We start from the raw sequence: 20,761 nt of genomic DNA, 5'->3' as shown, positions 1-20,761 counted from the left end.
TTTGGTAAAATTATGATTAATTTATTTATATTTTATTAAGTATATGAAAATTTTGAATAATTATTATTTATATTTTCTTAAAAATACCTTATAATTTAATTGATTATTTTATGAAACTCTTTAAAAATTAACAATTTAGCAAAAAAATTCCTATAATGTATTGAAAATGATTATCAAATACTTTACATGGAAGATTAAGTGTGTTAAATTTAAATTGATAAAGATTTTCAATTAATAAATAGGGGGTAGACCGTATGTTTAAACAATGGGAAGGCTTTAATGAAGGAGTATGGCAAAAAGGTATAGATGTTAGAAACTTCATTCAAAAAAATTATACTGCATATGAAGGTGATAAAAGTTTCTTACAAGGGGCAACAGAAAGAACAGAGGCAGTTTTAGAAAAAGCTCAAAAATTAATTATAGAAGAAATTGAAAAAGGCATCATAGATGTGGCTACTGATAAAGTATCAGGAATAGATAACTACGAGCCAGGATATCTAGATAAAGATAATGAGGTTATTGTAGGTTTTCAAACAGATGCACCACTTAAAAGAATAGTTAATCCTTTTGGTGGAATGAGAATGGTTGAAAGTTCATTAAAAGAATATGGATATGAGTTAAATGAAGATATAAGAAATCATTTTAATGCTTATAGAAAAACTCATAATCAAGGAGTATTTGATGCATATTCAGCTGAAACAAGAGCTGCAAGGTCTGCAGGTCTTTTAACTGGTCTTCCAGATGCTTATGGTAGAGGAAGAATTATAGGTGACTATAGAAGAGTTGCACTTTATGGTATAGATTATTTAATAGAAGAAAAGAGAAAAGACTATAAAGAAATTTCCTTTGAAAGTGAAGGTTCTGTTGAAGAATATATTCAGTTAAGAGAAAATGTTTCAGAACAAATAAGAGCTTTAGAAGCTATGAAATCAATGGCTTTAAAATACGGTTTCGATATATCTAAGCCTGCAGCTAATGCAAAGGAAGCAGTTCAATTTTTATATTTTGGATATTTAGCTGCAGTTAAAGAAAATAATGGGGCAGCTATGTCTTTAGGAAGAACTTCTACTTTCTTAGATATATTTATAGAAAGAGATTTAAAATTAGGAATATTAACTGAAAAAGAAGCACAAGAGTTAATAGACCAATTTATTATAAAATTAAGATTAGTTAGACATTTAAGAACTCCTGAATATAATGACTTATTTGCAGGAGATCCAACTTGGGTAACTGAAGGAATTGGAGGAATGGGCGTAAATGGAAAGCCTTTAGTAACTAAAAACTCCTTTAGATATCTTCAAACTTTAATTAATTTAGGACCTGCTCCAGAACCAAATATGACTGTTTTATGGTCAGATAGATTACCAGAAGGCTTTAAAAAGTTCTGTGCAGAGGTATCAATTAAAACAGATTCAATTCAATATGAAAATGATGAATTAATGAGACCTATGTATGGTGATGATTATTCAATAGCATGTTGCGTATCTGCTATGCAAATTGGTAAGCAAATGCAATACTTCGGTGCAAGAGCAAACTTAGCTAAAGCTTTACTATACACTATAAATGGTGGAGTTGATGAAAAGTCAGGAAAGGTAGTTATAAAAGGACTAGAGCCAATAAAAGATGAAGTTTTAGATTATGATAAGTTAAGAGCTAATTATGATAAAGTTTTAGAATATGTTGCTAAGCTTTATGTAGATACTATGAATGTTATACATTATATGCATGATAAGTACGCTTATGAAGCAGGACAAATGGCTTTACATGACACTCATGTTAAAAGATTAATGGCCTTTGGTGTAGCAGGATTATCTGTTGTAACTGATTCTTTAAGTGCTGTAAAATTTGCAAAGGTTAAACCAATAAGAGAAAATGGAATAGCTGTAGATTTTGAAATAGAAGGAGATTTCCCTAAGTATGGAAATGATGATGATAGAGCAGATGATTTAGCTATAGAAGTAGTTAAAAAGTTCTCAAGTGAACTTAAAAAACATCCGCTATATAGAGGAGCTAAGCATACATTATCAATATTAACTATTACTTCAAATGTAGTTTATGGTAAGAAAACAGGCTCAACTCCAGATGGAAGAAAAGCAGGAGAAGCTTTTGCACCAGGTGCTAACCCAATGCATGGAAGAGATAATAGTGGTGCTTTAGCAAGTTTAAACTCAGTTGCTAAAATTCCATACTGTGAAGTTTGTGAAGATGGTGTATCTAATACTTTCTCTATAGTTCCAGATGCTTTAGGGAAAGAGGAAGAATCTAGAATAAATAACTTAGTAGCTATTATGGATGGTTACTTTAAGCAAGGAGCACATCACTTAAATGTTAATGTGTTTAACAGAGAAACTTTAATGGATGCTATGGAACACCCTGAAAAGTATCCAACATTAACAATTAGAGTTTCAGGTTATGCTGTTAACTTCAATAGATTAACTAGAAATCAACAATTAGAAGTTATAAGTAGAACATTCCACGACTCTCTATAATTTTATATAACAATTAAGAGTGTATAAGGTTTATTAAAAACTATAGATATTATAATTAATTTATAATATCTATAGTTCAAATTAAGAATTAACCTATACACTCTTTTTGAAATTTTCCATAAGGAGGAGTATTAGAATATGGTTAAAGGAAGAATTCATTCCTTAGAAAGTATGGGATTAGTTGATGGACCTGGCATAAGATTTGTAGTTTTTATGCAAGGATGTGGTATAAGATGTGCCTTTTGTCATAATCCAGACACTTGGTGTAAAAATAAAGGTACTGAATATACTGCAGAGGAGCTTATAAATAAAATTAAAAGGTATAAAACTTATTTTAATGCCTCTGGTGGAGGGGTTACTTTTTCAGGAGGAGAACCACTTCTTCAACCTGAATTTTTATTAGAATGCTTAAAATTATGTAAAAATGAAGGAATACATACAGCTTTAGATACCGCAGGAGTTGGACTTGGAGACTATGAAGAAATTTTAAAGTATGTTGACCTTATATTGTTTGATGTAAAGGAAACTGATAGTGAAAAATATAAAAATTTAGTAACTGTTCCAATAGATAAGTCTTTAGAGTTTTTAAAGATAGCTCAATCTATGAATAAAAAAATGTGGATAAGACATGTTGTTATTCCAGGCTATACAGATAATAAAGAAGATTTAAGGAGAATTAAGTCTTTTATAGATACTCTTAATAACGTAGAAAAGGTTGAACTTTTACCTTATCATGTTTTAGGTGTAAATAAATATGAAGTTTTAAATATTCCTTATAGATTAGAAGGAGTTCCACCTTTAGATAAAAAGTGGTTAAAAGACCTTGAAAAAGAAATATTTAATTAATATAATTATTTAGATAAAAACTAAGGCCTAAAATTAGGCTTTAGTTTTTTCTTACATAAAAAATATGCTAGAATAATTATTATGACATAAAAATATAATTTAAAATTTTAGTATATAGATTTGATGGAGGTACTTTAAAATGGCTTTAACGCCTATGATGCGTCAGTATTTTGAAATAAAAGAAAATTATAAAGATTGTATATTATTTTTTAGACTTGGGGACTTTTATGAAATGTTCTTTGAAGATGCAGAAATTGCTGCAAGAGAATTAGAACTAGTTCTTACAGGGAGAGATTGTGGCTTAGAAAAAAGAGCACCAATGTGTGGAATACCCTTTCATGCCTCTAATTCATATATAGGAAGATTAGTTTCTAAGGGATATAAAGTTGCAATTTGTGAGCAAGTAGAGGACCCTAAGGTTGCTAAGGGGATTGTAAAAAGAGATGTTATAAAGGTAATAACTCCAGGAACTTATACAGATTCATCTTTTGTAGAAGAAACAAAAAATAATTACATAATGAGTATATATGTAGATTCAAAAATAGACAGATGTTCTCTTGCTATAACAGATATTTCTACAGGAGATTTTTTAGCAACAGAGGGCAAATTTGAGAAGGGAATTATTTTAGATGAAATGTCTAAATTTAATCCAAAGGAAATAATACTTTTAGATTCTTTAGATAATAATCTTATAAAGGATATAACCTTAACTACTTCTGCATTAATAAGTAGAAAACCCTTAGAATATTTTGAGGAAAATTTTGAGGAGAATTTAAATTCTCAATTTGGAGAAAAATCAAAATCCTTAAGTTTAATTATAAAAAAATCAAGTAATGCTTTAGTTAAATATATATTAGATACTCAAAAAATAAGTTTAACTAATATAAATGATATTGAAGTTTATAGCTTAGTAGATTTTATGACAATAGATTTAAGTTCTAGAAGAAATTTAGAACTTACTGAAAATTTAAGAGAAAAGAGTAAAAAAGGTTCTCTTTTATGGGTTTTAGATAAAACAGAAACCTCTATGGGGAGCAGAATGCTTAGAAGATGGATTGAAGAACCTCTTGTAAATAAAGAAAAAATAAAATTAAGATTAGACTCTGTTGAAGAATTATTTTATGATATTTCTTTAAATGATTCTTTAAAGGAAGCTTTACATGATATTTATGATATAGAAAGAATTTTAGGTAAAATTTCAAATAAAAATGCTAATGCTAAGGATTTAATAGCATTAAAAACATCTATAGGGAAAATACCTAAGGTTAAAAAAATTATAGAAAATTGTAATTCAAAGCTTTTAAAGGATTATTATAAAAATATAGATGATTTAAAAGATATATATGACCTTTTAGAAAAATCAATAAAAGAAGACCCTTCTTTAACTTTAAAAGAAGGTGATTTAATAAAAGATGGCTTTAATAATGAAGTTGATGAATTAAGACTTGCTAAAACTAATGGTAAGGATTGGATATCTAATTTAGAAAGTAAAGAAAGAGAATTTACTGGTATAAAATCATTAAAGGTAGGGTTTAATAAAGTATTTGGTTATTATATAGAAATTTCTAAAGCTAATTATAGTTCTATTCCAGAAGGGAGATATATAAGAAAGCAGACTCTATCAAATGCAGAAAGGTTTATAACTTCAGAACTTAAAGAAATAGAAGAAAAACTTTTAGGGGCAAGTGAAAAGCTTTGTTCTTTAGAATATGATATTTTTATAGATATAAGAAATGAAGTGGAAAATCATATAGATAGATTAAAAGCTACAGCTAAAATAATTTCTGAATTAGATTGTTTAAGTAATTTAGCTTTTATAGCTTTAGAAAATGACTTTATAAAACCATCTATTAATGAAAAGGGTGAAACGATTATAAAAGATGGAAGACATCCTGTAGTAGAGAAGGTAATTCCTAAGGGAGAGTTTATTCCAAATGATACTACTATAAATAAAGAAGATAATCAACTGCTTATAATAACAGGACCTAATATGGCTGGTAAATCAACTTATATGAGACAGGTTGCAATTATAACTTTAATGTGCCAAATAGGTTCCTTTGTTCCAGCTAAAGAAGCTAATATAAGTATAGTGGATAAAATATTTACTAGAATTGGAGCCTCTGATGACTTAGCTGGTGGAAAAAGTACTTTTATGGTTGAAATGTGGGAAGTTTCTAACATTTTAAAAAATGCTACAGAAAATAGTTTAGTTCTTTTAGATGAAGTTGGAAGAGGAACAAGTACCTATGATGGATTAAGTATAGCTTGGTCTGTTATAGAGTATATATGTAAAAATAAGAATTTAAGATGTAAAACGCTTTTTGCAACTCACTATCATGAATTAACTAAATTAGAAGGAGAAATTAAAGGGGTTAAGAATTATTCTGTAGATGTTAAAGAAGTTGATAATAATATTATATTTTTAAGAAAAATAATAGAAGGAGGAGCAGACCAATCTTATGGAATTGAGGTTGCTAAACTTGCTGGTATTCCAGAGGAAGTAATAGCTAGAGCTAAGGAAATCTTAGAAACGCTTGAGAGGGAATCTTCTAAAGAAAACTTAGCAGAGGTTTTTAAGGTAGAAAATGAAAATAAATCTTCTAATAATATAGATAATAGAGAAGAAGATAATTTTGATTTAGAAAGTTTAGATAAAGAGGTTGCTTTAGATAAAAATACTCTTAAGGAAGATAATCAATTACAATTAGATTTTTCTGCTATAGAAAAAGATAATTTAATAAAAGAACTTTCAAAAGTTGATATTTTATCTTTAAATCCTATGGAGGCTATGAATAAATTATATGCTCTAGTTAAAGAAGCTAAAGATTTACTTTAGCAAGAAGGAAGGAGCTGGTATAGATTTTGAATAGAATAAATATTTTAAATGCAGATACAGCAAATAAAATTGCAGCAGGAGAGGTTGTTGAAAGACCCTCTTCTGTTGTTAAGGAACTTTTAGAAAATTCATTAGATGCAGAGGCTAAAAATATAACTATAGAAATTCAAAATGGTGGAGAAACACTTATAAAAATAATAGATGATGGGATTGGAGTACATCCTGATGATATTGAAAAAGCTTTTAACCCCCATGCAACTAGTAAGATAAAAGACACCTATGATATTTTTAGTATAAATACTCTTGGTTTTAGAGGAGAAGCTCTTCCTAGTATCGCTTCAATCTCAAAGGTTAACTTTAAAAGTAAGAGAGATGACTTTGATATTGGAAAAGAACTTATAATAAATGGAGGAGAAAAGGAAGCTTTAATAGATTGTTCTATGAATAGAGGAACTAAGGTAGAGGTTAAAGATTTGTTTTTTAATGTTCCTGCTAGAAAGAAATTTTTAAAAACAACAGCTAGAGAAAGTGCTTTAATAAATGATTTAGTAAACAGAATTGCTCTTTGTAATCCTGAGGTTTCTTTTAAGTTATTTAATAATAACAAAAAAGTTTTAAATACCTATGGTAATGGAAAATTAATAGATGTTATAAGAACTATTTATGGAAAATCAACTGCAGAAAATGTAATATATTTTGAAGAACATAAAGATACAGTATCAGTTTATGGTTTTATAGGTAATGATACTTTAGCAAGAGCCTCTAGAAATAATCAAAGTATTTTTGTAAATAAAAGATATGTAAAAAATAAAAGTTTAACTGTAGCTGTTGAAAATGCTTTTAGGTCTTTTAATGTTACAGGAAAGTTTCCTTTTTTTGTTTTATTTATAGATACTTATCCAGAACTTATAGATGTTAATATACATCCTACAAAATCAGAGATTAAATTTAAAGATGAAAGATTTATATTTAAAGTTGTTTTTGATGCTGTTCACTTAGCTATGAGAGAATATGTAAAAGACACCTTTATAATTGAAGAGGAAGAAGATAGGATAAAGGAAAATATTAAAGAAGAGGTTATTCAAGAAAGTTTAGAAAAGGAAATAAGTACTTTAGAAAAATTAAAGGAAAATATAGCTTATAAATTAAAAGAAGATAGTCTAGAAGATGATTCAAAAGTTAAGGAAGTTTCTTTGCCAGTTGACTTTTTAATAAAGGATAAGAATATATTACAAGAAAATTCTATAGATAATACCTCTTGTAAAGAAATTTTATCAAATAAAGAAAATATCTATGAACCTATTCTTATAAAAAATGAACTGACAGATAGATTAAGTGAAAGTTTAGAAGAAGTTAAAATTAAAGATAGAGAGCATTTAGAAGATTTACCTTATAATAAGGAAGCTAAATTTCCAAAACTTAGAGTTATTGGTCAATTTAATAAAACTTATATAATTGCTGAACATGATTCTACACTTTATTTAATAGATCAACATGCAGCTCATGAAAAAATTTTGTTTGAAAAATATTCCTTAGATATAGCTAAAAAAAATGTTGAAATTCAACCCTTAATAGTTCCTTTAATTATAGATTTACCTATAGATGATTATCTTTATTATGATGAAAATAAAGATATTTTTGAAAAGGCAGGCTTTAAGATAAGTGATTTTGGCGATAACTCTATAAGAGTTGAAGAGGTACCTTACTTTTTAGATAAATTAAATCCAAAGGAATTAATAATAGCTATTATAAACAATTTAAAAAGAATGGGTAGTGGGCAAACTGTAGAAGTTAAGTATAATAAAATAGCTTCAATGTCATGTAGAGCAGCAGTTAAGGCAAATGATACTTTAAATTTATTAGAAATGGAAAATTTAATAGAAGATTTAAGATATATAAATGACCCTTTTCACTGTCCACATGGTCGTCCTACCATAATTAAATTCACTAGTTATGAATTAGATAAGAAGTTTAAAAGAATAACTTAAGGAGAGATAAATTTTAAATGAATAATGATTTACTTATTATTGCAGGACCAACAGCTGTAGGGAAAAGTGACCTTTCAGTAGCTTTAGCTAAGAAATTAAATGGAGAAATAATATCTGTTGATTCTATGCAAATATATAAACATATGGATATAGGCTCAGCTAAAATATCTAAGGAAGAAATGATGGGAATACCTCATTATTTAATAGATTTTGTTGACCCTAATAAGGAGTTTTCAGTTGCAGAATTTAAAGAGTTAGCTACGGAAAAAATTAAAGATATACAAAGCAGAGGTAAACTTCCAATATTAGTTGGAGGAACTGGTTTATATATAAATTCAATAATATGCAATATGAATTTTGCAGAAAGTGAAAAAGATGAAGAATATAGAGAAGAACTTGAAAAGATAGCTAATGAATATGGAAATGAGTATTTACATGAAATGCTAAAGGATATTGATTTAGAAAGTTATAATTCAATCCATTTTAATAATAGAAAAAGAGTTATTAGAGCTTTAGAAACTTACAAGTTAACTGGAAAGCCTTTTTCTTCTTTTAAAGCTAAGAATAGTATTTATGAAACTCCATATAATATATATTATTATGTACTTAATATGAATAGAGAGAAACTTTATGAAAGAATAAACAAAAGAGTTGATATAATGTTTGAAAAAGGACTTTTAGAAGAAGTTAAAAAGCTTAAAAATATGGGACTAAAAGATACAATGCAATCAATGAAAGGTATTGGATATAAGGAAGTTTTATATTACCTTGATAATAAAATTTCTAAAGAAGAATGTATAGATATGATAAAACAAGGTAGTAGAAATTATGCAAAACGTCAACTTACTTGGTTTAGAAAGGATCCTAGAGCTATATTTATAGATAAGGATAAATTTATTTCTGAAGAGGCTATTTCTAACAAAATTATTAATGACATAACAAATGCTTAGGTTTATAATTAAATTATATTAAAAATTTATGGAGGGCAATAGAATGAATAAGTCAATCAATAACCTACAAGATATATTCTTAAACAATGCAAGAAAGGAAAGAATTCCTGTAACAATATTTTTGGTAAATGGTGTTCAGTTAAAGGGTATAGTTAAAGGGTTTGATAGCTTTACTGTGGTTTTAGATAGTGAAGGAAAACAACAATTAGTTTATAAGCATGCTATAAGCACAGTATCACCAGCTAAACCAATATTATTTAATAACGCGCAAGTTTATGACAATTAATATATAAAAAATAGGCAACCTATTTTAAGAGGTTTGCCTATTTTTTTTCTATATGTTAAGATTTATAAATGTACGATATTTTTAATAATGCGGGGGTATAATAATGCTTAGTGCAACTATAGAATTACTAAAAAAACAATATGGTTTTACAGAGGAAACTATAACTCTTTATAACAAGGCTATAATTGATGTAGAAAATGAATTTAAGATATATGATGAAATAAGAGAATATAACCAATTAAAAGTTCTTAAAGCTTTTCAAGAGGAAAGAATTTCAGATAGTCATTTTACAAATTCAACAGGATATGGCTATGGAGATATTGGAAGAGATACTTTAGATTTAGTTTATGCTAGAATATTTAATACTGAAAAAGCTTTAGTTAGACCACATTTTGTTAATGGAACTCATGCTTTAGGTACTGCTTTATTTGGAAATTTAAGACCTGGAGATACTATGTTAGCTGTAACAGGCAGTCCTTATGATACTTTACATAGTGTAATTGGTATAAGTGGAGAGGAAAATATAGGTTCTTTAAAAGAATATGGTGTTAATTATAAGCAAGTTGACCTTTTAAATGGCAAGATAGACATAGAAAAAGTTTTAGAAATAATTAAAGAAGACAAAACTATAAAATTAATACATATGCAAAGATCTACAGGATATGGATGGAGAAATGCATTTCAAGTTGAAGAATTAGGAGAGGCTATTAAAGTAATTAAAGAATTAAGAGAAGACTTAATAGTATTTGTTGATAACTGTTATGGAGAATTTATAGATATAATAGAGCCAACGGATGTTGGTGCAGATTTAATGGCAGGTTCTTTAATAAAAAATATAGGTGGAGGTATAGCACCAACAGGTGGATATATTGTTGGAAAAGAGAAGTATGTAGAGCAAGCTTCTTATAGACTTACTGTCCCTGGAATAGGAGCAGAATGTGGATGTACCTTTGGTGTTATGAAAGATTTTTATCAAGGATTATTTTTAGCACCTCATGTTGCTATAGAAGCTTTAAAAGGTGCTATATTCTGTGCTAGAATAATGGAACTTGCTGGTTTTGAAGTGCTTCCTAAGTATAATGAAAAGAGAAGTGATATAATTCAAGCTATAAAATTTAATGATAAAGAAAAGCTTATTAAGTTCTGCAAAGGAGTTCAGTATGCTTCTCCAATAGATTCTTTTGTTGAATGTGAGCCATGGGCTATGCCAGGGTACTCAGATGAAGTTATTATGGCGGCAGGGGCATTTATTCAAGGTTCTTCTATAGAACTTTCAGCTGATGCACCTATTAGAGAACCATATATAGCTTATCTACAAGGTGGATTAACTTTTGACCATGCGAAAATTGGAGTGTTAATAGCGTTAAATAATATTTTTAAGTAAAAAATATTATTAATAAATTAGAAAATAGGTTATTATTAATAATTTAATAATAACCTATTTTTTTTATTTTTATAGAAATAAAAATTTATTTAATATATAATTAAATAAAGGGTAAATTGTTTGAAATTTGTAATACATATAATGTATTACATTATGTATTACTTTAAAAGGAAGGAAGAACGTTTTGGAAGATAATAAAAATAAAGAATTAAAAGTAAAAAGTTTTAGAGTTACTGAGGAAACCTTTGATAAATTTAAAAAAATAGCTTCTGATGAATTTGGGAATCAAGGACAATGTTTAGATGCTTTAATTTCTCTTTATGAGTTAGAAAATTCTAAGGCTACTTTAGTTGAAAGAAAGTTAGAGATAGAATCCTTTCAAGATTATTTAAATAAGATAAATCAATTGTTTTTAACTTCTTTGCAAATGAGTGAAGATGCTAGTAAAAGAGCGGAAGAGGAATTTGTTAAAAAACTTTCTATAAAAGATGTTACTATAGAGAGATTGCAGAGAAGAGAGGAAGAACTTTTAGAGAAGGATAAAAAAATAAAAGAAGAAAATAAGGGAAAAGAAAAGGAAATAGTTAACCTTAAAGAGAGTATAAAGATTTTAGAAAAAGATAAAAGTACTTTATCTCAATTAGTTTCTAGAAATTATGATTTAATCGAGAAAAATAAAGAAGAAATAAGTTATTTAAAGGGATTAGAAGGACTAAAAGAGGAAAATGAAAAATTAAAAAATCAGGTTGAAGAGGAAAAAGAAGTTATAAAAGATAAGGAAAATAAAATAAAATCTTTAAAAATTGAAAAAGAAGCCTTTGAAGAAAAATTAACTTTTTATATAGAGAAAGAAAAAGAGTATAAAGAGGAACTTATCTCCTTAAAATCTTTTATAGATTCTTTAAGAAAGGACCATAAAAAAGAAATTGAATTATTAGAAAATAAATATTCTAATGCTATAATAAAAGCAGAAGAGAAAATGAAGTTAGATTTTGAAAGGAGAGTAGAATTAGAAAGAAAGTCCTTAGAATTAGATATAAAAACATTAAAATATGAAAAAGAATTATTAGAAAACAAGTTAAAATCTTAATTTATTAAATTAAAGAAATTCCTAGGAAAGTGTTTGAATTTATAGAATAAATAAAAGGAGGAGTTATGAGAAAGGTAAGATATTTTTTAACTCCAGAAGCTTATGGCTCAAATGGAGAATTCATAGATAAAATTGGTACATTAGGAGATTTAGTAGTTGATACTGGAATGCTATTAAGGCCTCAATTTGATAAAACTATTCCTAGTATTAAAATATTAAATTCTTTATTTCGAAAAGGGTGGTGCCCAAGAAGTGCTGAGTGGGAGCCTTTTGAAATAGATTTACATGAATATAATGAATTAGTTGAATATCTTTTAAGTTTACATTTAAACAAACCATATAAATTAGAATAATTCAGATGATTTATTTAAATATAGTATATATAATTTTGTATATAAATTTTTAATAGAATGGGGATTAATATTAAGTTAATAGTAAGAATATAAAAAAATGTAGTGAAATTTGTTTTTTCACAAATTTCCCTACATTTTCTGTAAAAAACTTACATGTATTTTTTTATTTAATAAGCTCTATAAATACCTACTAATTTTCCAAGAATAGAGCAGTTTTCAACTATTATAGGTTGATAATTTTTATTTTCAGGTTGAAGTCTTATAAATTCATTTTCTTTAAAAAATCTTTTTATGGTAGCTTCGTTTTCTATTAAAGCTACAACAATATCACCATTTGAAGCTATATTCTTTTGTTCTATTATTGCTAAGTCTCCATCTAATATTCCTGCCTCTATCATACTATCTCCAGTAACCTTTAAAATAAATAAATCATTATTATGTTTTACGTAATTTATAGGCATTTGGAACATATCCTCTATATTTTCTGTAGCTAAAATAGGCATTCCTGCTGTAACTTTACCTATAATAGGAATATCTATTAGCTCTTTATCTTCCTTAGATAATTCTATAATTTCTAAAGCTCTTGGCTTAGTTGGATCTCTATATATTAACCCTTTTTTTTCTAATCTTTTTAAATGACCATGTACAGTTGAAGTTGATTTTAAGCTTACAGCTTGACAAATCTCCCTTACTGAAGGTGGATAACCTTTTGATTTTGTAAATTCAATTAAAAAGTTGTATATTTGAGTTTGTTTATCTGAATTTTCATTAATAATCATAGCAATTGCACCTCACGATTCTTTGGTAATATTATACCACAGTAGAAGAAGTATGGCAAACTTATGTTCTCATGTCTATAAAAACTAATTTTAATTAACTTTTATTTGATAAAGAATAATATTTTTGTTATAATGAAAAGATGATTTTTAAGTAAGAGGTGAACTTTATGGATAAAAAAGTATTTAACAATGATGATTACTGCGATATATATAAAGGTAGAATTTGCGATAATTGTGGTGATTGTTTAGAAATGGAAGGAATAGATACAAAGGCCATAAGAATAGCTGATATAGCAAAGGAAGTTGAGGAGAATAAGAAAATTGAAGAAACTCTAAAAATACTTGTTGAAAAAGAGAGGGAAGAGGAAGAAGACTTTGAGGAAGCTCTTACAGAGGAAACTTGGGAAGAATACTTAGCTAAGCAAGAAGATTATGAAGATGCTTTTGAACATATTGAATATCTTGAAGATATAGATTTTAATGATGATTTAACTATGGAAGAAATGACTGAAGAAGTTTTTCCAGGGGTTAGAAAACTTAAAATAAAAGATAAATAAAGAAAAAATGATAAAAACAAGGCACTAGAACATATGTTCTAGTGCCTTGTTTTTATCATTTTAAATTAGAGAGTGGATTTGTTTTTACTGCCTCTCTTAATCTTTCATCATCTACATGAGTATATATTTGAGTTGTTGATATATTTTCATGACCTAATATATTTTGTAAACTTCTTATATCTACATTTCCGTACTTATACATAAGAGTTGCTGCTGTATGTCTAAGTTTGTGAGGAGTATATTTTTGATCTTTAAATCCTGCATTTTCTATATGTTTTTTAACTAAAATTTCAACGCTTCTTTTATTTATAGGTCTATATTTACTTGATAAAAATAAATATTTTTTTGATTCCTCACTAGCTTTAGAATCATTTCTATTATTTAAATAATTTTCTATAGATTTAATAGAAGCCTCATTTAAATAAACGGTTCTTTCTTTATCTCCTTTTCCTATAATTGTTAAAGTATCTCCTTTGATTTTATCTATTTCTATATTACAAAGTTCTGATAATCTCATTCCACAATTTAAAAATAAAGTTAATATGCAATAATCTCTGTAATAATTTTTATTTTTTTTGTCCATAGAGTTTAAAACAGCTATGCTTTGTTCTAAGGTTAAATAGACAGGGTGCCTTTTATTTATTTTAGGAGATTCTAATTCTTCTGTAGGGTTTTCCTGGATTAACTTTAGTTTTGAACTTAAAAATTTAAAAAATGATTTTAAGGTTGCTACTTTTCTAGCTCTAGCATAAGTGCTATTATTTCTAACTTTTTCTAAAAATGCTAAGAATGCATATATATCAGATAAACTTATATTTTTTATAAAATTATCATCTAAGTTAGAGGCATCAACTTCTTCTATATTTTCAAAGGATATATTATTTTCTAAACCTTTATAAATCTTTAAAAATTTAAAAAATAAGCCTAAATCAACAGAGTAGGCATCTACAGTATTAATTGATTTTCCTTTTATGTTTTCTAAGTAATTTAGAAATTCAATAACTCTTTTAGGATGCTTCGATTTCTCTAAAAAATCAAATTTGAAATTTTTATTATCTATAATTTCTACCTTAGAATCATTTTTCAAATTTGTTTTTTTAACAGAATCGATGTTGTTTTTTTCTTTTATTAAATCATCTAAAGCAAGTTCTTTTATCCATCTTTTTATAATTCTTTCATTTACTTTGTAAATTTTAGAAAGCTCCTTAAAAGAAAGATTTCTTTTAAATGTCAGTATATAAATATCTTCTATTAATTCTTCATAGTTTCTATTTATATTTTGAGAATCGTAATAATTATATATTTTATCTAAATTATCTAAATCAGAGTTGCTTAATTCCACCTTTAGTAATTCTTTTATATCATTAGGATACTGAAAATTTTTGAAATGATTTTCTTCTTTAATCATAGTAAAATTCCTTTCAAAACTATTTTATGAGTAAATTTTAGCATGTTTTTGGTTGAAAATCAAAACAACTTCGCTAAATATACATTTAGCGAAGTTGTTTTGGGGTAATTTTAACAAAATATACCAAAAAAATATTTATTATATATAAAAACAAATAAAACTTATAAAGATTTTATAAAAATCATAACCAACTTTTGCTTTAGTTTATACCTTTTATCTCATACTAACTTTTAATATATGTCTTTTAAATTAAAAGAACGTATATTAAAAAATTAATATATTACGAAAAAGAATTTTGTTTTTAAAATTAAATTGTTTTTATTTACCCTTCTATCTCTTCAAATATTTTTAGCGAAGTTATAAAGTAATACTTTAAGTAAACATATGTGTGTATTACTTTTTATTTAATTAAAATATTGCTTTTAATGATAAAAATAAAAAAATAGAATTAATATAGAATTTCTATATTAATTCTAATTTTTTTATAGTATTATGATAATTCATAAAGATTATTATTTTCTTTTCCATCTGGTATGCTTCTTAAATAAGCTTCTCCATTCTTTGAATGGGATATTATAACCCCTTGAATTTTACCCTCTTCTGCAAGTTTAACACCTTCTGCTTTTGAAACAGTTTTTCCACTACTTAATATATAATCTGTAATCTCTCCATTATTATTTTTCTTTACTTTAACTATTTTATTAGCCATATAAATACTACACTCCTTTTGAACTATTTTTATATTATTTTATATAAAATTTAAAAATTTATGCTCTGTAAAAAATGGTAGTTATTTGTTATAATTAAAGTATAAAAGGTTTACATTAAGAGAATTAAGAGGTGATTATTTTGTATTTAGAAAAAATTAATAAAGCAAAAAAAACTATAGAGGATGTAGTTATAAAAACACCTTTAATATATAGTGAGGTGTTTTCTAGAAAATCAGGTAACAATGTTTATATGAAATGTGAAAATCTACAATTAACAGGAGCTTACAAAATAAGAGGTGCTTTAAATAAAATAAGATCTTTATCAGAGGAAGAAAAAGCAAATGGAGTTGTTTGCTCCTCTGCAGGAAACCATGCTCAAGGTGTAGCCTTTGCAGCAAAACAAGCTAATGTTAAAGCTACTATTGTAATGCCAAAAACTACTCCTTTATTAAAAGTTCAATCAACAAAAGATTTAGGTGGAAATGTTGTATTATCAGGATATGTTTATGATGATGCCTTTAATGAAGCTAAAAGGATAGAAGAAGAACAAGGAGCATTATTTATTCATCCTTTTAATGATATTGATGTAATTTGTGGACAAGGTACTGTAGCCTTAGAAATATTTGAAGATTTAAAAGATGTAGATGTTATTCTTTGCCCAATTGGTGGAGGTGGCTTAATAAGTGGAGTTACTTTAGCTGCTAAAGCTTTAAATCCAAAAGTTAAAGTAATAGGTGTTCAAGCTGAAGGTGCTAATGCTATGGTTAAGAGTTTTAAAGCTGGAGAAGTTATAGCTTTAGATTCTGTTGATACTATTGCAGATGGAATTGCTGTAAAGAAACCTGGTGATTTAACTTTTAAATTTATAAAAGAATATGTAGATGACATAATAACTGTATCAGACCATGAAATTGTTGAAGCTTTCTTTACTTTAAGTGAAAAACATAAACTTTTAGCAGAAGCTTCTGGTGCTGTAACTTTAGCTGCTTCATCTAAGATAGATTTTAAAGGTAAAAATGTAGTTTCTATAATAAGTGGTGGTAACATAGATATGGTTACAATAACTTCTTTAATAAATAGTGCCTTAGTATCTAAAGGAAGACTTTTTGCATTTAGCTTAGAAGTTCCTCATAAACCAGGACAAATACTAAAAATTGCTAAAGTTCTTGCAGATATAAATGCAAATATAGTAAAACTTGAACAAGATCATTTCAAAGCAACAGATGCTCTTAAAAATATGGTTGTAGAAATAGCTTTAGAAACAAATGGTCATTCTCATATAGAAGAAATAAAAAAAGCTTTAATAGATAAAGGATATATAATAAAACAAATATATTAAAATAAAAAGAGGTACTTTTTAGTACCTCTTTTTTAGTAAACTAAAACTTCTTCTTCCTCTTCTAAAGTTTCTTCTTTATTGATAGGTTCTACACTTAAATCAACTTTATCTAAAGGAACTATTTTAGTTTTATGTTTTATTTTATAGTAAGCAAATAATCCAAAGAATAAAGGTAAGCCAATATATGATGATATTAAACCACCCCAGTCTACTCCGTTTCTTACATCTAAGTATGCATAGCCTTGACCTAAAACTATAACGCCACATAAAATTAAAGCTATTATAGGTCCTAGCGGGAATAATTTAGCTTTATAAACTAATTTATTTAAATCTTTTCCTTGTGCTACATAGGCTTTTCTAAATCTATAATGACATATTGCAATGCCAAGCCATGCTATAAAGCCTGATAAACCTGATGCTGCAACAAGCCATACATAAACTGTATTTTCAGCATAAATTCCAGTTAAGAAACATAAACTTGCTATTATTGTTGTTACTATAATAGCATTAACAGGAACTCCTCTAGAATTTGTTTTTTCAAAAATTTTAGGAGCCATTTTATTTTTAGCCATGGCATAAAGCATTCTGCTTGAAGCATACATTCCTGAATTACCTGCTGATAAAACAGAAGTAAGTATTATAGCATTCATAATAGAAGCTGCACCAGCTAAACCTAATTTCTCAAATACTATTGTAAATGCACTTGTTTCTACACCAGCTTGAGCATTTGGAACTAAAGCTCCAATTACCAAAATTGTTCCTAAATAAAATAATAATATTCTCCAAAAGATTGTATTAACTGCTTTAGGTACATTTTTTTCAGGGTCTTCACTCTCTCCAGCTGCAACTCCAACTAATTCTGTTCCTTGAAATGAAAATCCAGCTATTAGAAAAATCATAAAAATTGATTTTGCTCCTCCTATAAATGGTCCACCATTTTCATAAAAGTTTTTAAAACCAACTTTTTCTCCACCTAATATTCCAAAAATCATAAGTACACCTACAATTAAGAATATTATAACAGTAGCTACTTTTACAGCAGCAAACCAAAATTCAGATTCTCCATAAGCTTTAGCAGATAATAAATTAAGAGTTAATATAATTACTAAGAATAATGCACTCCAAACTATTGCTGGAACATTAGGAAACCAAAACTTCATTAATAAAGAACCTGCAACCATTTCGGCGGCTATTGTTATAGCCCAGTTATACCAGTAATTCCATCCTAAGGCAAATCCTAAGGCAGGGTCAACAAATTTTGTTGCATAGGCTCCAAAAGAACCCGTCTCTGGCATATAAGTTGCCATTTCTCCTAAGCTTGTACATAAAAAATATACCATGATTCCAATAATTCCATAAGCTACAAAGGCTCCACCAACACCAGCTTGATGAAGAGTATCTCCCATTGCTAAGAAAATTCCTGTTCCTATAGCACCTCCCATGGCAATCATACTAAGATGTCTTGACTTTAAACCTCTTTTTAGATTAGTATTTTGTTCTTGACTCATTTTTAGTCCTCCTTATGGTTTTAATAATTAAGCCATAAGTGATAACTAAGTTTTCGCTAACAAAAGAAACCCTTAAGCGTGTTTCATGCTTAAGGGTTCGTAAAGTTATATACAATACTCTTCTTTCATGATAGCACACCACAAAATAAATTGTGACAGTGTTACATATATTATATGTAACCCCAACCTATTAGAATTAAAGCATTTTCTAAAGGTTTCGGCGAATCATCCTTTCACTTTGCTTCAACGTGCTTACCTCTGCAAAGATACTTTTAATCATCGCGCCTCTATCTCAGTTATTCACTTTCTATTAACAATTATGACATTAAATTTCCAATTAGTCAATATTTTTTTAACAATAAGCTATAAAATTTAAAAAACTAGTCTTTAATTATTGACTTTAAATATGTGTTATAGTAATATGTACTCATACAGAAAACACTTGTATTTTTATAAAATACAAAAGAGGGGGCTATTATGAAAAACTTATCACTAATAAAAAGAATTATTTTTGCCATAGTTTTAGGAATAATTATAGGAATTACTTGTTCCTATATTAATTTAGATATACCAATTAGAATACTTATGACCTTTAACTCTATTTTTGGAAATTTACTTAGCTTTTTAATTCCACTTATAATTGTTGGATTTATAGTACCTGGTATAGCATCCTTAGGGAGTAAATCAGGTAAGGGGCTTTTTATAACAACTTTAATATCTTATTTATCAAACTTTTTAGTTGGACTTATTGCTTTTTTAGTTGGGAAGCTATTACTTCCTATGTTTATAATAAGTGCTTCATTAGATACTAATACTTCAAGCATTAAACCTTACTTTTCAATAGATATTCCACCAATGTTTAGTGTTATGTCAGCTTTAGTTTTTGCATTTTTATTAGGTATAGGAATATCAAGAATAAAAAATAGTTATCTTTTAAAAGTATCAGAGGAATTTAACCATGTTATTTCATTAGTTATAAAAAATCTATTAATACCTTTAGTACCTATTTATATTCTTTCAATTTTTTCAAAACTAAGTTATAGTGGTGAAATATTTACTACACTAAAATCTTTTGGTCTTGTATATTTAGTTTTATTTTCAATACAAGGAATATATTTATTTACTCAATATTTATTAGCAGGTACTTTAAAAAGAAAAAATCCAATTAAGTTAATTAAAAATATGTTTCCAGCATACATGGCAGCTTTAGGAACTCAGTCTTCAGCTGCTACAATACCAGTTACTTTAAGTTGTGCTAAAAACAATAATATAGATAAGGATGTTGCAGATTTTGTTATTCCTCTAGGAGCAACTATAAATTTAGCAGGAGATACTATTACTTTAGTGCTTTGCTCTATGGCTGTAATGTATATGAAAGGACAAACTCCTACTTTTTCTCTTATGATTCCTTTTATTTTTATGTTAGGAATAACTATGGTTGCCGCTCCAGGAGTTCCTGGAGGTGGGGTTATGGCAGCCTTAGGTCTTTTAGAGGGGATGCTAGGCTTTGGAAATATAGAAAAATCATTAATGATTGCACTTCATGCAGCACAAGATAGTTTTGGAACTGCTATTAATGTAACTGGAGATGGTGCTATAGCTATAATAGTAGAATTTATACTTAAAAGAAAAAATAAAAAGGATAAAAAAGAAAATATTAAGGAAGAATTTATTCCAAAAGTAAGTTGTAATTAATAGAATATCCATACTAAAGTAAAAACTATACCATAAAATTTTATGGTATAGTTTTTATCATTATTTTAAAGTTATATTACTTTTAGGAAATAATTGATTGTATAAAGAATCAAATCCTTCATCAGCTAAAAAAACCTCAGTATTATCATTTACATAAAACTGACTCATAGTATTCATTATAAGTTCATATTTTTTTAAATTTCCTTCTTCTAATAAAACTTCATAAAGATATGCTAAATGATTTTGCATATATTCTTGAATTTCAGTAACTTCCTCTTTAGAAATTTTATTTTCTTTACAAAGTTTATTTATAGGTCCATTTTTAAAAATAAAATATGTTGAATCCTTTGCTATTTTAGCAATATGTTCCTTAGGTTTTAAATTATTATTCATATGTTCACCTCTTTACTTTAATCTAATAATTATAAAATAAATTATACCATTTTTCAAACTACTTAATTATAGTAAATCAGTAATAATTTATTGAATTTATTACTTAAAGATTAATATTTTTATGAATTTGTTAAAATTATTTGACATATA

17 protein-coding genes and 1 riboswitch are annotated in these 20,761 nt (G+C 27.0%); of the genes, 12 read left to right on the top strand and 5 right to left on the bottom strand.

What is annotated here, in order from left to right:
- Nucleotides 1-254 precede the first annotated feature (254 nt).
- The 9 genes from pflB to AC4FQV_RS04860 all read left to right on the top strand — a co-directional run bounded on the left by pflB (nt 255) and on the right by AC4FQV_RS04860 (nt 12,222).
- Nucleotides 255-2,489 (top strand): formate C-acetyltransferase, encoded by a 2,235-nt coding sequence (pflB, locus tag AC4FQV_RS04900; protein ID WP_491164747.1) that lies wholly within the window; start codon nt 255-257, stop codon nt 2,487-2,489.
- Between the two features lie 138 nt (nt 2,490-2,627).
- Nucleotides 2,628-3,335: a pyruvate formate-lyase-activating protein gene (gene pflA, locus AC4FQV_RS04895; protein ID WP_491164744.1), complete on the top strand. Its 708-nt coding sequence runs from the start codon at nt 2,628-2,630 to the stop codon at nt 3,333-3,335.
- A 139-nt stretch (nt 3,336-3,474) separates the two neighbouring features.
- On the top strand, nt 3,475-6,171 hold the full coding sequence (gene mutS / locus AC4FQV_RS04890) for a DNA mismatch repair protein MutS (RefSeq protein WP_491164741.1): 2,697 nt from the start codon (nt 3,475-3,477) through the stop codon (nt 6,169-6,171).
- Nucleotides 6,172-6,197: 26 nt separating this feature from the next.
- Entirely contained in the window at nt 6,198-8,159 is a 1,962-nt protein-coding gene (mutL, locus tag AC4FQV_RS04885) for a DNA mismatch repair endonuclease MutL (RefSeq protein ID WP_491164739.1), read from the top strand.
- Between the two features lie 17 nt (nt 8,160-8,176).
- Nucleotides 8,177-9,109, top strand: coding sequence for a tRNA (adenosine(37)-N6)-dimethylallyltransferase MiaA (miaA, locus tag AC4FQV_RS04880; protein ID WP_491164736.1), 933 nt, complete (start codon nt 8,177-8,179; stop codon nt 9,107-9,109).
- A gap of 43 nt (nt 9,110-9,152) precedes the next feature.
- On the top strand, nt 9,153-9,395 hold the full coding sequence (gene hfq / locus AC4FQV_RS04875) for an RNA chaperone Hfq (protein ID WP_491138415.1): 243 nt from the start codon (nt 9,153-9,155) through the stop codon (nt 9,393-9,395).
- Between the two features lie 103 nt (nt 9,396-9,498).
- Nucleotides 9,499-10,779: a methionine gamma-lyase family protein gene (locus tag AC4FQV_RS04870; protein WP_491164733.1), complete on the top strand. Its 1,281-nt coding sequence runs from the start codon at nt 9,499-9,501 to the stop codon at nt 10,777-10,779.
- 184 nt (nt 10,780-10,963) lie between these two features.
- Nucleotides 10,964-11,869, top strand: coding sequence for a hypothetical protein (locus AC4FQV_RS04865; protein ID WP_491164731.1), 906 nt, complete (start codon nt 10,964-10,966; stop codon nt 11,867-11,869).
- Nucleotides 11,870-11,934: 65 nt separating this feature from the next.
- The gene (locus AC4FQV_RS04860) at nt 11,935-12,222 is read left to right on the top strand and encodes a hypothetical protein (protein ID WP_491138419.1); all 288 of its coding nucleotides are present in this window, start codon (nt 11,935-11,937) and stop codon (nt 12,220-12,222) included.
- Nucleotides 12,223-12,389: 167 nt separating this feature from the next.
- On the opposite strand, the gene lexA is transcribed toward AC4FQV_RS04860, so the two are convergent.
- Complete coding sequence (gene lexA / locus AC4FQV_RS04855; RefSeq protein ID WP_491138421.1) at nt 12,390-13,001, bottom strand: transcriptional repressor LexA; 612 nt, start codon at nt 12,999-13,001, stop codon at nt 12,390-12,392.
- Between the two features lie 167 nt (nt 13,002-13,168).
- On the opposite strand from lexA, the gene AC4FQV_RS04850 reads away from it, so the two are divergent.
- Nucleotides 13,169-13,558 (top strand): hypothetical protein, encoded by a 390-nt coding sequence (locus AC4FQV_RS04850; RefSeq protein ID WP_491164728.1) that lies wholly within the window; start codon nt 13,169-13,171, stop codon nt 13,556-13,558.
- Nucleotides 13,559-13,613: 55 nt separating this feature from the next.
- Here AC4FQV_RS04850 and AC4FQV_RS04845 read toward each other — a convergent pair whose 3' ends face one another.
- The gene (locus tag AC4FQV_RS04845; RefSeq protein WP_491164988.1) at nt 13,614-14,618 is read right to left on the bottom strand and encodes a tyrosine recombinase XerC; all 1,005 of its coding nucleotides are present in this window, start codon (nt 14,616-14,618) and stop codon (nt 13,614-13,616) included.
- An 838-nt stretch (nt 14,619-15,456) separates the two neighbouring features.
- A complete protein-coding gene (locus AC4FQV_RS04840; RefSeq protein WP_491138425.1) occupies nt 15,457-15,675 on the bottom strand; it encodes a DUF3892 domain-containing protein in 219 nt (72 codons plus the stop codon).
- A gap of 140 nt (nt 15,676-15,815) precedes the next feature.
- Between AC4FQV_RS04840 and ilvA the strand changes: the two genes are divergently transcribed.
- The gene (gene ilvA / locus AC4FQV_RS04835) at nt 15,816-17,015 is read left to right on the top strand and encodes a threonine ammonia-lyase (RefSeq protein WP_491138426.1); all 1,200 of its coding nucleotides are present in this window, start codon (nt 15,816-15,818) and stop codon (nt 17,013-17,015) included.
- Between the two features lie 32 nt (nt 17,016-17,047).
- Here ilvA and AC4FQV_RS04830 read toward each other — a convergent pair whose 3' ends face one another.
- On the bottom strand, nt 17,048-18,523 hold the full coding sequence (locus AC4FQV_RS04830; protein WP_491138428.1) for an amino acid permease: 1,476 nt from the start codon (nt 18,521-18,523) through the stop codon (nt 17,048-17,050).
- Between the two features lie 123 nt (nt 18,524-18,646).
- Nucleotides 18,647-18,821: riboswitch (Lysine riboswitch) on the bottom strand.
- 179 nt (nt 18,822-19,000) lie between these two features.
- Here AC4FQV_RS04830 and AC4FQV_RS04825 point away from each other — a divergent pair.
- Complete coding sequence (locus AC4FQV_RS04825) at nt 19,001-20,218, top strand: dicarboxylate/amino acid:cation symporter (protein ID WP_491138429.1); 1,218 nt, start codon at nt 19,001-19,003, stop codon at nt 20,216-20,218.
- Nucleotides 20,219-20,278: 60 nt separating this feature from the next.
- Here the strand turns inward: AC4FQV_RS04825 and AC4FQV_RS04820 are convergent, their stop codons facing one another.
- Nucleotides 20,279-20,611 carry a hypothetical protein gene (locus AC4FQV_RS04820; protein ID WP_491138430.1) on the bottom strand — a complete coding sequence of 111 codons (333 nt, stop codon included), beginning with the start codon at nt 20,609-20,611 and terminating at the stop codon, nt 20,279-20,281.
- Nucleotides 20,612-20,761 lie beyond the last annotated feature (150 nt).

The organism is Clostridium sp. TJA038, from assembly GCF_058310255.1.
Note: the sequence above shows the minus strand (reverse complement) of the source record. Positions and strands in the feature narration are given on the sequence as shown.